This window comes from Tepiditoga spiralis (assembly GCF_014701195.1).
In the GTDB taxonomy this organism is placed as follows: domain Bacteria; phylum Thermotogota; class Thermotogae; order Petrotogales; family Petrotogaceae; genus Tepiditoga; species Tepiditoga spiralis.
Genome location: NZ_AP018712.1, coordinates 860617 through 874343, shown reverse-complemented (window position 1 = coordinate 874343; position 13727 = coordinate 860617). Strand labels below are relative to the sequence as shown.

The 13727-nt window shown below is 24.2% G+C and carries 10 protein-coding genes; 1 reads left to right on the top strand and 9 read right to left on the bottom strand.

Annotation, left to right across the window (positions count from 1 at the left end; translation table 11 throughout):
* Positions 1-16 precede the first annotated feature (16 nt).
* The 5 genes from IGS63_RS03975 to IGS63_RS03955 all read right to left on the bottom strand — a co-directional run bounded on the left by IGS63_RS03975 (position 17) and on the right by IGS63_RS03955 (position 6844).
* Positions 17-1564 carry an AAA family ATPase gene (locus IGS63_RS03975; protein WP_190615714.1) on the bottom strand — a complete coding sequence of 516 codons (1548 nt, stop codon included), beginning with the start codon at positions 1562-1564 and terminating at the stop codon, positions 17-19.
* Positions 1565-1583: 19 nt separating this feature from the next.
* Positions 1584-3137 (bottom strand): P-loop NTPase family protein, encoded by a 1554-nt coding sequence (locus IGS63_RS03970; RefSeq protein ID WP_190615713.1) that lies wholly within the window; start codon positions 3135-3137, stop codon positions 1584-1586.
* A gap of 19 nt (positions 3138-3156) precedes the next feature.
* Positions 3157-4686 (bottom strand): AAA-like domain-containing protein, encoded by a 1530-nt coding sequence (locus tag IGS63_RS03965; protein WP_190615712.1) that lies wholly within the window; start codon positions 4684-4686, stop codon positions 3157-3159.
* A gap of 19 nt (positions 4687-4705) precedes the next feature.
* A complete protein-coding gene (locus IGS63_RS03960; protein ID WP_190616101.1) occupies positions 4706-6205 on the bottom strand; it encodes an AAA family ATPase in 1500 nt (499 codons plus the stop codon).
* A 63-nt stretch (positions 6206-6268) separates the two neighbouring features.
* Complete coding sequence (locus tag IGS63_RS03955; RefSeq protein WP_190615711.1) at positions 6269-6844, bottom strand: hypothetical protein; 576 nt, start codon at positions 6842-6844, stop codon at positions 6269-6271.
* A 129-nt stretch (positions 6845-6973) separates the two neighbouring features.
* Between IGS63_RS03955 and fliD the strand changes: the two genes are divergently transcribed.
* Positions 6974-8476, top strand: a complete 1503-nt coding sequence (fliD, locus tag IGS63_RS03950) for a flagellar filament capping protein FliD (RefSeq protein ID WP_190615710.1) — start codon at positions 6974-6976, stop codon at positions 8474-8476.
* A 38-nt stretch (positions 8477-8514) separates the two neighbouring features.
* Here fliD and IGS63_RS03945 read toward each other — a convergent pair whose 3' ends face one another.
* The 4 genes from IGS63_RS03945 to IGS63_RS03930 form a co-directional block, all read right to left on the bottom strand.
* Entirely contained in the window at positions 8515-11025 is a 2511-nt protein-coding gene (locus tag IGS63_RS03945) for a glycosyltransferase family 2 protein (RefSeq protein ID WP_190615709.1), read from the bottom strand.
* Between the two features lie 67 nt (positions 11026-11092).
* Complete coding sequence (locus IGS63_RS03940) at positions 11093-11908, bottom strand: flagellin N-terminal helical domain-containing protein (protein WP_190615708.1); 816 nt, start codon at positions 11906-11908, stop codon at positions 11093-11095.
* 47 nt (positions 11909-11955) lie between these two features.
* Positions 11956-12771, bottom strand: coding sequence for a flagellin N-terminal helical domain-containing protein (locus IGS63_RS03935; protein WP_190615707.1), 816 nt, complete (start codon positions 12769-12771; stop codon positions 11956-11958).
* 47 nt (positions 12772-12818) lie between these two features.
* Complete coding sequence (locus tag IGS63_RS03930) at positions 12819-13634, bottom strand: flagellin N-terminal helical domain-containing protein (RefSeq protein ID WP_190615706.1); 816 nt, start codon at positions 13632-13634, stop codon at positions 12819-12821.
* Between the last annotated feature and the right edge of the window lie 93 nt (positions 13635-13727).

The following is a 13727-nucleotide window of genomic DNA, read 5'->3' as shown; positions in this document are numbered from 1 at the left end:
TTTCACCTCATATTTATTAAACCCAAACGGCAAAAATTTCTTTATTTTTAATTTTTATATTTTCCTGTTTTTTATTAGATTTTTTTCTGGTGTCAAAAATTACTAAATAACCTTTATTTTGATTGTTAATATCAAGATACTGTTCAAGTTGCTTAATACCACGTTTATGATACTCTTCTCCATACCACTTTTTCATTTCAATAATATATTTGTACTTACTATATGTAATAACAACATCAAGTCTCTTTTCTTCAGAAATTTGAACTTCTTTAAAGTCAAAGCCTTTTCCATTTATTATTGGTTTTATAAAAGCTAAAAATATTAAAGTACCATTTCTTTCTACAAAATTTACATCTTTTTCTGAGTATTGTTCTTTCATAAAAAGCTGAAACTTTTTTAAAACGAGTTCCATATTTAATTTGTCTCCAATTATGAAGTTATCTCTAAAGTTGTAACGAGAAAAATCTTGCCTTGAAGCTATACTCAATTTAGATATCATGTAATTATATATGATCTGTTCATATATTTTATTTTGAATTTTGACCTTTCCATTATCATCTTTTATTATGCCATATATTTCAGCAAAATGTATTATAGGCTCAAATTTATTGTATTCATATTCCATACCATTTATGATTAAATCAAAAATAAAATTATAAAGTTTTTTATTATTCTCTAAATTTTTAATTAATGATTCAAAGTTAGTGTTTTGTTTTTTTAGAATAATCTTTACGGCATCTTGAAGAACTTCATCTGTCCATTCTTTTTTTACTTTCATTTCTTCATCAATAATTTGACAAAGTTTACTAACTAAAAAAGGATAACCTGATGTATAATAGTATAATTTTTCAGAAATGTATTTAACATTATTGAGTTCATAACCTCTATCATTATAATAATCAACTATCATAGTAGAAATTTCATCTGAATTAAAAGATAAGTCTATGTCAAAGTCTACAGCTATATTCCACGGACTGTTATACTTTATTTCTTCATTAGGCCTTATATGAGTTTTTAAACTTTTAACATCGTGTACTCCAGCTAAGATTATACTGTAAAATGTATAGTCTTTTCCTTTGTTTGATTCTAAATACTTAGTCCTAAGCATACCTAAAAAGTTTAAAAATAGTTGATTGTTAGAGCTCTTATCTACTTCATCTATCATTAATACTATCTTTTTATTGGTTAATTTATTTATTCTTGTTATTTCTTCTGATAATTGACTCATACTCATTTTTTTATCTTTTATTTTTTCAGATACTTCTTTGTTTGTAAAAGATAGACTTTTTTTCATTAAATTTAAAAAAGTTTCAGAAAATACTTCTTCATTTTGAAATGGCATATCTCCTATACCTTCAAAACTTATAGAAATTACTGTATACTTGTTTTTTAACTTTTTTTCAAGTAAAAACATAGTAGTAGTTTTACCAAACTGTCTTGGTTTGTTTATTGTAAAGTATTCACCATTTTCTATTAATTTCATTATTTGCTTTAATTTATTTTCAATATTAACCATGTAATGTTTTTTAGGAACACACACTCCTGTTGTATTGAATCGTTTCATTTTTTTCACCTCATATTTATTAAACCCAAACGGCAAAAATTTCTTTATTTTTAATTTTTATATTTTCCTGTTTTTTATTAGATTTTTTTCTGGTGTCAAAAATTACTAAATAACCTTTATTTTGATTGTTAATATCAAGATACTGTTCAAGTTGCTTAATACCACGTTTATGATACTCTTCTCCATACCACTTTTTCATTTCAATAATATATTTGTACTTACTATATGTAATAACAACATCAAGTCTCTTTTCTTCAGAAATTTGAACTTCTTTAAAGTCAAAGCCTTTTCCATTTATTATTGGTTTTATAAAAGCTAAAAATATTAAAGTGCCATTTCTTTCTACAAAATTTACATCTTTTTCTGAGTATTGTTCTTTCATAAAAAGCTGAAACTTTTTTAAAACGAGTTCCATATTTAATTTGTCTCCAATTATGAAGTTATCTCTAAAGTTGTATCTTTCAGTATCCACATTTTGTGATGTTTCTATTTTTGATGCCATATAATCATATATTAATTGTTCATAAATTTTGTTTTGAACCTTTAAAGTACCATTTTCGTTTTTTAATATACCATACATTAAACATAGATTTATTATTGGATTATACATATTATATTTGACTTCTTTTCCATCTATTATTATTTTATATACTAAGTTATATATATCTTCATTATTCTCTAAATTTTTAATTAATGATTCAAAGTTAGTGTTTTGCTTTTTTAGAATAATCTTTACGGAATCTTGAAGAACTTCATCTGTCCATTCTTTTTTTATCTTCATTTCTTCATCAATAATTTGACAAAGTTTACTAACTAAAAAAGGATAACCTGATGTATAATAGTATAATTTTTCAGAAATGTATTTAACATTATTGAGTTCATAACCTCTATCATTATAATAATCAACTATCATAGTAGAAATTTCACCTGAATTAAAAGATAAATCTATGTCAAAGTCTACTGCTATATTCCACGGACTGTTATACTTTATTTCTTCATTAGGCCTTATATGAGTTTTTAAACTTTTAACATCGTGTACTCCAGCTAAGATTATACTGTAAAAACTTTTATCTTCTTCTTCTATTTGATTCAAGTATTTTGTTCTAAGCATACCTAAAAAGTTTAAAAATAGTTGATTGTTAGAGCTCTTATCTACTTCATCTATCATTAATACTATCTTTTTATTGGTTAATTTATTTATTCTTGTTATTTCTTCTGATAATTGATTCATACTCATTTTTTTTATTTCTATTTTTTCAGAGATTTCTTCGTCTGTAAAAATCAAATTTCTTTTTATTAAACTCAAAAATGTTTTAGAAAATACTTCTTCATTTTGAAATGGCATATCTCCTATACCTTCAAAACTAATTTTTATAGGGAGATAATTATTGGTTTTTCTTAATTTTTTCATAAGTAAAAACATAGTAGTAGTTTTACCAAACTGTCTTGGTTTATTTATTGTAAAGTATTCACCATTTTCTATTAATTTCATTATTTGTTTTAATTTATTTTCAATATTAACCATGTAATGCTTTTTAGGAACACACACTCCTGTTGTATTGAATCGTTTCATTTTTTTCACCTCATATTTATTAAACCCAAACGGCAAAAATTTCTTTATTTTTAATTTTTATATTTTCCTGTTTTTTATTAGATTTTTTTCTGGTGTCAAAAATTACTAAATAACCTTTATTTTGATTGTTAATATCAAGATACTGTTCAAGTTGCTTAATACCACGTTTATGATACTCTTCTCCATACCACTTTTTCATTTCAATAATATATTTGTACTTACTATATGTAATAACAACATCAAGTCTCTTTTCTTCAGAAATTTGAACTTCTTTAAAGTCAAAGCCTTTTCCATTTATTATTGGTTTTATAAAAGCTAAAAATATTAAAGTACCATTTCTTTCTACAAAATTTACATCTTTTTCTGAGTATTGTTCTTTCATAAAAAGCTGAAACTTTTTTAAAACGAGTTCCATATTTAATTTGTCTCCAATTATGAAGTTATCTCTAAAGTTGTAACGAGAAAAATCTTGCCTTGAAGCTATACTCAATTTAGATATCATGTAATTATATATGATCTGTTCATATATTTTATTTTGAATTTTGACCTTTCCATTATCATCTTTTATTATGCCATATATTTCAGCAAAATGTATTATAGGCTCAAATTTATTGTATTCATATTCCATACCATTTATGATTAAATCAAAAATAAAATTATAAAGTTTTTTATTATTCTCTAAATTTTTAATTAATGATTCAAAGTTAGTGTTTTGTTTTTTTAGAATAATCTTTACGGCATCTTGAAGAACTTCATCAGTCCATTCTTTTTCTACTTTCATTTCTTCATCAATAATTTGACAAAGTTTACTAACTAAAAAAGGATAACCTGATGTATAATAGTATAATTTTTCAGAAATGTATTTAACATTATTGAGTTCATAACCTCTATCATTATAATAATCAACTATCATAGTAGAAATTTCATCTGAATTAAAAGATAAGTCTATGTCAAAGTCTACAGCTATATTCCACGGACTGTTATACTTTATTTCTTCATTAGGCCTTATATGAGTTTTTAAGCTTTTAACATCGTGTACTCCAGCTAAGATTATACTGTAAAATGTATAGTCTTTTCCTTTGTTTGCTTCTAAATACTTTGTTCTGAGCATGCCTAAAAAGTTTAAAAATAGTTGATTATTAGAGCTTTTATCTACTTCATCTATCATTAGTACTATCTTTTTTTCACTTGCTTTAGCTATTTTTGTTATTGTTTTTGATAGTTCTTTCATAGTTTTTATTATTTTTTTATCTATTTTTATATTTAATGAATCTGTTATATCTTCTAAAAAACTTTGAACAAACTCTTTTTCATCTTCCATTATTATGGAACCAATACCTTCAAAACTTATGGAAATTACTGTATACTCATTTTCTAACTTTTTTTCAAGTAAAAACATAGTAGTAGTTTTACCAAACTGTCTTGGTTTATTTATTGTAAAGTATTCACCATTTTCTATTAATTTCATTATTTGCTTTAATTTATTTTCAATATTAACCATGTAATGCTTTTTAGGAACACACACTCCTGTTGTATTGAATCGTTTCATTTTTTTCACCTCATATTTATTAAACCCAAACGGCAAAAATTTCTTTATTTTTAATTTTTATATTTTCCTGTTTTTTATTAGATTTTTTTCTGGTGTCAAAAATTACTAAATAACCTTTATTTTGATTGTTAATATCAAGATACTGTTCAAGTTGCTTAATACCACGTTTATGATACTCTTCTCCATACCACTTTTTCATTTCAATAATATATTTGTACTTACTATATGTAATAACAACATCAAGTCTCTTTTCTTCAGAAATTTGAACTTCTTTAAAGTCAAAGCCTTTTCCATTTATTATTGGTTTTATAAAAGCTAAAAATATTAAAGTGCCATTTCTTTCTACAAAATTTACATCTTTTTCTGAGTATTGTTCTTTCATAAAAAGCTGAAACTTTTTTAAAACGAGTTCCATATTTAATTTGTCTCCAATTATGAAGTTATCTCTAAAGTTGTATCTTTCAGTATCTACATTTTGTGATGTTTCTATCTTTGATGCCATATAATCGTATATTCTTTGCTCATAAATTTTGTTTTGAACCTTTAAAGTACCTTTTTTGTTTTTTAAAATTCCATACATTAAACATAAATTTATTGTTGGATTATCTATGTTATATTTAATTTCTTTTCCATCTATTATTATTTTATATACTAAGTTATATATATCCTCGTTATTTTCTAAATTTTTAATAAGTGATTCAAAGTTAGTATTTTGTTTTTTTAGAATAATCTTTACAGCATCTTGTAAAATTTCATCAGACCATTCTTTTTCCACCTTCATTTCTTCATCAATAATTTGACAAAGTTTACTAACTAAAAATGGATAACCTGATGTGTAATAGTATAATTTTTCAGAAATATGCTTAACATTATTTAGTTCATAACCTCTATCTTTATAATAATCAACTATCATAGTAGAAATTTCATCAGGATTAAAAGCTAAGTCTATGTCAAAGTCTACAGCTATATTCCAAGGACTATTATACTTTATTTCTTCATTAGGTCTTATATGAGTTTTTAAGCTTTTAACATCGTGTACTCCTGCTAAGATTACACTATAAAATGTATAATCTTTTTCTTTATTTGCTTCTAAATACTTAGTCCTAAGCATACCTAAAAAGTTTAAAAACAGTTGATTATTAGAGCTTTTATCTACTTCATCTATCATTAATACTATCTTTTTATTGGTTAATTTATTTATTCTTGTTATTTCTTCTGATAATTGACTCATACTCATTTTATTATCTTTTATTTTTTCAGATACTTCTTTGTTTGTAAAAGATAGACTTTTTTTCATTAAATTTAAAAAAGTTTCAGAAAATACTTCTTCATTTTGAAAAGGAACATCTCCTATACCTTCAAAACTTATAGAAATTACTGTATACTTGTTTTTCAACTTTTTTTCAAGTAAAAACATAGTAGTAGTTTTACCAAACTGTCTTGGTTTATTTATTGTAAAGTATTCACCATTTTCTATTAAATTCATTATTTGATTTAATTTATTTTCAATATTAACCATGTAATGTTTTTTAGGAACACACACTCCTGTTGTATTGAATCGTTTCACTTCTTTCACCTCATACTAAAAAGTTTTTTGAATTAAAGAAGTTTCAAGTATCTTATAAGTTATTTCAGAACTATGAATACTCAATAATTCTATATTTTTTTGAAAGAGTTTTTCATAAACCTTTATAAGATAGATATTTGCAAACTTTGTTATTTTTTGTGAAACGGCTTCTCTATATTTACCTTCAACATTTTTTGCTAAATCGTCAATCCAAAATTCATAATTTGAAATAACATCTTGAGTTTTAATTAATTCATTTAAAGATTCAATAACAACACCAAGTCCCATATACTTTGAAATTACTTCAATATAATCACCATAAAGTTCACGTATTTCATCAGAAATATAATCAACATACATTGTTTTTAAATATTTTTTCATTCTATAATCAGGTTTTAAGTACCTTTTTATTCCATAAACTCTTTCAAACTCTTCAACAAGAAAATAAGACACAAAACCCGAAGAAGTTGTTAATTCTAATTTTTCTGGTTCAATATCTTTTATTATGATTGTATCATCGTTTTTATGAAAGAAATTTTTAAACGAATAAAATTCATCTTTTGGTGTAAAAAGAATTCCTTTAAAAACCATAAAAAACACCTCTTTATAATCAATTCAAAAACACCATTACTTTTATTATACCATAGTTTAATTAAAGAAAATAACCATTAAAGACGATATTATATTAAATAATAATATATCACCATGGAGGTGAGATGAATGTCTGATTCTAACAGCTATATGGGAATGTTTCAAATTGGTGGATTAGCATCTGGAATAGATACAAAGTCAATAGTTGAAAAATTGATGGAAATTGAAACACAACCATTAAAAAAAGTTCAAACAAATTTTGATGAATTAAAGTATAAACAAAAATCATGGACAGAAATAAATGATAAATTACAAGGTTTTTGGGATTATATGACAACATTTAGTTTTCAAAAAAATCTTATACCTAAAAAAGCAGAGTCTGCAGATACAGATAAGGTAGAAGCAACAGCACTCTCAACATCATCTAACATTGATTTTTATGTTAAAACAACACAATTAGCTTCGTCATCTTACATAAAAGGTACTGCTGATTCAGCTATAACAACAGCATCAACTTTATCAGATTTATCGGCTTTAGATGGGGATACATTAACTTTTACGGTTGATGGAAATGCAGTTACTTTAAATATAAAAGATGATGGAACTGGTGATTTAAAGACAACTGATACAATTCAAACTTTAACTGATGTTATAAATTCTAAAACAGATTCAAATATGATATTTGAAGATGGTCAAGTATTTGTTTTAAATAAAAATACGGGAGATAAATCCTTACAAATAGATTCGTCCAATGCAAATATTTTAGATAAGTTATTTTCAACAGGTACAGCAACAACCCTTACAGATGTAGCAAATGGAGTAACTGGTTCAAATGCAAATGTTGAAATTTCGTTTGATGGAAGTACTACACATATGACTTTAACAGAGTCATCTAATAATTTTAATTTTAATAATGTAACTTTGAATATAAAATCTGTAGATACATCATTTACAAAAATTTCAGTTTCTCAAGATATAGATAAATCAGTAGAAAAAATAAAAGAGTTTGTAGATAAATATAATGATGTAATGAATTTTCTTTATGATAAATTAAATGAAAATAAAGTTACGGATAAAGCTGAATCAGATATGACTGATGAGGATAAAATGAAGGGTTTGTTAAAAGGAGATAGTAACTTAGAAAATCTATTTTATAAAATAAAAAATATTGGATATTCACAATTAAATTTGGTGAATAATACAAATGATTATACATCTTTATATAGTATAGGAGTTTCTTCGGGAGACTTGGAAGGAAATTATAGTAATACTGAAAAAGGGTTATTAAGTGTAGATGAAGAAAAACTAAAAGAAGCATTAAATAATAATGCTCACGATGTTTGGAATCTTTTTGCTTTAAATGATTTAAATAATGAAGAATATGGAATAGGAACACAATTAAAAAATTATTTATGGGATACAACAAAATTTGGAGGATATATAGATCAAATATCTGGAACAACTGGAACAATTGGAGTTCAAATGAGAAGCTTAGCAAAAGAAATGGTAACTATGTTAGATAATGTACATAAAAAAGAAGCATATTATAATATGAAATTTTCAGCAATGGAACAAGCTATAAATAATATGAATTCACAAGGAAGCTATATATCTCAAGCATTTTCAAAATAGTATATAATTTAAAATAAATTAGAGGTTTGACCTCTAATTTATTTTTTAAAAAAATTATACTTTTCATTATTAAATACTAATTTAAAATTATTTTTAAAAAATATTTTATTTTTAATATAATAATTAGTATAAGGATTATCAAAACATTCTTCTATGTCTTTTAAAGTAATAACAAGTATTTCATCTAAAACATTCAATGAATTAAATATAAATTCTTTTATATCAAAATCTAAAATTTCTGGTAAAAATATTATAGCATTTTTATAATTAGAGATATTAAAATCGTATTTGTTTTTTCCTATTATACCATAATTATTATTTGTGTTTATTAAAAGTGTTTTGTTTGAAAAATCAATAAAATTATCAAAATAATCAACTAATTTTTCTAAATCTTTTTTAAAGTAATTAATTAATATATTATTATCTTTTTTTGATAGTATTTTTTCTTTATAATACATGAAGCTATTTTCTCTCCAAATATTAAAAAAAGATATTTCTATATCTTCATTATAATTAAAAGCTGGAATAGATATTTTTTTTATTTTATCTTTTGGATTAAAACAAGAATTATTTTTTTTATTAAAATCATTGTAATAAATTAAAGCCCAGTGTGGAGTTATTACATAAGGATTGTTAAATTTAGTGGATATATTTTTTAAATATATTTTTAGTTCTTCAATGTCAATATTTTTTTTGTTTAACAAAGAGTTAAAAATTTCCATGGCATTATTTAAAATATCTAAACTTCTATTTTTTTCATATAAATCAAAATAATTATTTATAATGGACATTTTTGTTGATTTATAGTTAAGTAAGTTTATAAAAGTCGAAAATTCTAAAGAAGTATTAGATTTAATTTTTTTATATAAATAATTATGAAATGTTTTTTCATTTTTGTATAAATTTTTGTTATGTTCTAATGAAGAAAGTGTATATGGATGTTTTATTAATAAAGAATTTGTAATTTCAATATCTTTTATTACTTTATATTTTATAGAATCTCTTAAACTTCCTTTATGTATATCTTTATTAATGTTAAAAAACGCCAAAGATTTTAATCTGTCTCCTACTCTAAAATAATAAAAAGCTTCAAAAAATTTCCAAATTTTAGAATCATTACCAATTTTTTTTAATATTATTTTATAAAAAATATTTTTGTTTATCAAATTAAAAATTTCTTCTAAAAAAATTAAATTTATTGCTAAATCACTCGAATTAAATGAATTTTCTAAATATTCAAAAAAATTATTTTCAATTATCTGAATATTTCCATAGTAAATAGAATAAGATAAAAGAATATAATATAAAGTTTCTTTAGTTTTTTCATTTAATTTTTTAGCATATTTGTCAAAATTTATATCTATAATATTTTCTATATAATCTTTTTTTAATAATTTAGGTTTATTTAAATTTTCAATATTTAAATCTTTTAATAAAAAATAAAAATATAATTCAGATAAAGAAGAAAAATTATTATTATTATAAATAAATAATAGTTTTTCATTTTTTATATTAATAAAAATCTTTTTATTACTTTTAGTAAATGAAGAAAAAAGCATTTTAAAAGCTTTAAAGAGTATTGAATTATACATTGTTGAAAAAGTTATTTTATCAATATTTTTATAATAAAGATAGAGAGAATTTAAAAAAATTTCAAAATATTCAATAACTTTTTCATAATTTTTTATTTTATAATAAAAATTAGCCATTATTAATGCTATATCTGGATTAATATTATTTATAGAATAAAATAATTTTGTATTTTTTTCAGCTTCATTAATTTTCCCATATTTTTGAATTATATAAATATAGTCTTTTATATTTTCGATAGACATTGCTGATTTATCTGCATTTTTAAAAATAATATCTTTATACTTATAAAAATCTTTTAAAAAAATATAATTATTTTCTGAAATTAAATCTAATTTTAGTTTTTGACCTACATAATAGATAAAGGTTTCTGTATTTTTGTTTTTAAAATTATCAATTTCATTTAAAATAAGAGGATATGATCTTTTTAATTTTTTTATTTTTAAACTTTCAGTCCAAAGATATCCATAATGTTTTATAATTATTTTTGAAGTATAGAATTCTTTTCCTTTATAAACAGGTTGATTATGAACTGAACGTACATACTTAATATTATTTTTTAAAAATAATCTAGGTAAATTAAATTCATCATAAGAAGAATAATCAAAAGATAAATAGTTTATATTTAATGGAGTTATAACTTTATAATTATTTTTATGAGCTTCTAAAACAATAGCTTTTAAATTAACATTTTTCAAATATAATTCTTCATCAGCATCAATTATAAGAATCCAATCTCCAGTTGCTTTTTCTATGGAATAGTTTCTTGCTTCAGAAAAATTATTTTTCCATTCTTTAAAATAAATTTTATTAGTATATTTTTTACATAATGATACTGTATTATCTTTAGATCCTGTATCAATAATTATAATTTCGTCAACTTCATTTTTTAATGATTTTAAACATCTCTCAATATTTCCTTCTTCATTTTTAACTATTAAGCAAGCTGATATTTTCAATTTGTTATCCTCCTTTTAACTCTAAAAATAAAAGGCAAGCATTGCTTGCCTTTTATTTTTATTTAAATTATCTTAATAAAGAAAGAACTTGTTGAGGAGCTTGATTAGCTTGAGCTAGCATAGCGTTAGAAGATTGTAATAAAATTTGTTGTTTAGTAAATTTCATCATTTCTTTAGCCATATCAACATCTCTAATTCTAGATTCAGCAGCAGTTAAATTTTCACTTGAAACACTTAAATTATTAACAGTATGTTCAAGTCTATTTTGATAAGCACCAAATTGTGCTCTTAAGCTTGAAATTTGTTTAATAGCTCCATCAATGTTAGATATAGCAATTTGAGAACTTGTATTTGAGGCTATGTTAATTGAACCAATTCCAAGTTTTGTTGTTGTGATACTTTGAGAACTAACTTTAAGAACTAGATTAGTATCTTTATCAGGACCAATTTGTAAACTAAACGCAGCAGTAGATGTAAACAAAGTTTTTCCATTAAACTTAGTAGTAGAACCAATTCTATTTATTTCAGTTTGTAGTTGAGTTATTTCTTTTTTAAGAGCATTTCTATCTTCAGTGTTATTGGTGTCATTAGCAGCTTGAACAGAAATTTCTCTCATTCTTTGAAGCATAGAGTGAACTTCAGTCAAAGCACCTTCAGCGGTTTGAATCAAGGAAATACCATCTTGAGCATTTTTAGTAGCCATATCATAACCTTTAATTTGAGCTCTCATTTTTTCAGAAATAGCTAAACCAGCAGCATCGTCACCAGCTCTATTAATTCTCAAACCAGAAGAAAGTTTTTCCAAAGATTTACCAATCATAGTGTTAGTGTGACCTAAGTTTCTCCAAGCGTTAATAGCATTTAAATTATGATTAATTCTCATAATTCCACCTCCATGTTATTTTTATTTTTTCCCATCCTTGGGTTAAATTATCTTAATAAAGAAAGAACTTGTTGAGGAGCTTGATTAGCTTGAGCTAGCATAGCGTTAGAAGATTGTAATAAAATTTGTTGTTTAGTAAATTTCATCATTTCTTTAGCCATATCAACATCTCTAATTCTAGATTCAGCAGCAGTTAAATTTTCACTTGAAACACTTAAATTATTAACAGTATGTTCAAGTCTATTTTGATAAGCTCCAAATTGTGCTCTTAAGCTTGAAACTTTTTTAATTGCTACATCAATACTAGATATAGCAGATTGAGCATTTGTATTTGAATCTATAGCAAGTGAATTAATTCCAAGCTTTGTTGTTGTAACAGCTTGAGATTTAACATTAAGAACTAGATTAGTATCTTTATCAGGACCAATTTGCAAGCTAAACGATTGGCTAGCGGCAAACAAAGATTTTCCATTAAACTTAGTAGTAGAACCAATTCTGTCTATTTCAGTTTGTAGTTGAGTTATTTCTTTTTTAAGAGCATTTCTATCTTCAGTGTTATTGGTGTCATTAGCAGCTTGAACAGAAATTTCTCTCATTCTTTGAAGCATAGAGTGAACTTCAGTCAAAGCACCTTCAGCGGTTTGAATCAAGGAAATACCATCTTGAGCATTTTTAGTAGCCATATCATAACCTTTAATTTGAGCTCTCATTTTTTCAGAAATAGCTAAACCAGCAGCATCGTCACCAGCTCTATTAATTCTCAAACCAGAAGAAAGTTTTTCCAAAGATTTACCAATCATAGTGTTAGTGTGACCTAAGTTTCTCCAAGCGTTAATAGCATTTAAATTATGATTAATTCTCATAATTCCACCTCCATGTTATTTTTATTTTTTCCCATCCTTGGGTTAAATTATCTTAATAAAGAAAGAACTTGTTGAGGAGCTTGATTAGCTTGAGCTAGCATAGCGTTAGAAGATTGTAATAAAATTTGTTGTTTAGTAAATTTCATCATTTCTTTAGCCATATCAACATCTCTAATTCTAGATTCAGCAGCAGTTAAATTTTCACTTGAAACACTTAAATTATTAACAGTATGTTCAAGTCTATTTTGATAAGCTCCAAATTGTGCTCTTAAGCTTGAAACAACTTTTATTGCATTATCAATACTTGCTATTGCGCCTTGTGCAGCCGAATTTGAAGTTATAGAAATACCACTTATTGTAAGTGTTCCTGTTGTAACAGCTTGAGATTTAACATTAAGAACTAAATTAGTATCTTTATCAGGACCAATTTGCAAGCTAAATGATTGGCTAGCAGCAAATAAAGATTTTCCATTAAATTTAGTAGTAGAACCAATTCTATTTATTTCAGTTTGTAGTTGAGTTATTTCTTTTTTAAGAGCATTTCTATCTTCAGTGTTATTGGTGTCATTAGCAGCTTGAACAGAAATTTCTCTCATTCTTTGAAGCATAGAGTGAACTTCAGTCAAAGCACCTTCAGCGGTTTGAATCAAGGAAATACCATCTTGAGCATTTTTAGTAGCCATATCATAACCTTTAATTTGAGCTCTCATTTTTTCAGAAATAGCTAAACCAGCAGCATCGTCACCAGCTCTATTAATTCTCAAACCAGAAGAAAGTTTTTCCAAAGATTTACCAATCATAGTGTTAGTGTGACCTAAGTTTCTCCAAGCGTTAATAGCATTTAAATTATGATTAATTCTCATAATTCCACCTCCATGTTATTTTTATTTTTTCCCATCCTTGGGTTAAATTTAAAACTATTATTCTTGGCCAAGAATTTTTCATAATTATTATCG

Coding starts and splice junctions, on each gene's coding strand:
- IGS63_RS03975 (WP_190615714.1), bottom strand. CDS start 1,564: ATGAAACGATTCAATACAACAGGAGTGTGTGTTCCTAAAAAACATTAC.
- IGS63_RS03970 (WP_190615713.1), bottom strand. CDS start 3,137: ATGAAACGATTCAATACAACAGGAGTGTGTGTTCCTAAAAAGCATTAC.
- IGS63_RS03965 (WP_190615712.1), bottom strand. CDS start 4,686: ATGAAACGATTCAATACAACAGGAGTGTGTGTTCCTAAAAAGCATTAC.
- IGS63_RS03960 (WP_190616101.1), bottom strand. CDS start 6,205: ATGGTTAATATTGAAAATAAATTAAATCAAATAATGAATTTAATAGAA.
- IGS63_RS03955 (WP_190615711.1), bottom strand. CDS start 6,844: ATGGTTTTTAAAGGAATTCTTTTTACACCAAAAGATGAATTTTATTCG.
- fliD (WP_190615710.1), top strand. CDS start 6,974: ATGTCTGATTCTAACAGCTATATGGGAATGTTTCAAATTGGTGGATTA.
- IGS63_RS03940 (WP_190615708.1), bottom strand. CDS start 11,908: ATGAGAATTAATCATAATTTAAATGCTATTAACGCTTGGAGAAACTTA.
- IGS63_RS03935 (WP_190615707.1), bottom strand. CDS start 12,771: ATGAGAATTAATCATAATTTAAATGCTATTAACGCTTGGAGAAACTTA.
- IGS63_RS03930 (WP_190615706.1), bottom strand. CDS start 13,634: ATGAGAATTAATCATAATTTAAATGCTATTAACGCTTGGAGAAACTTA.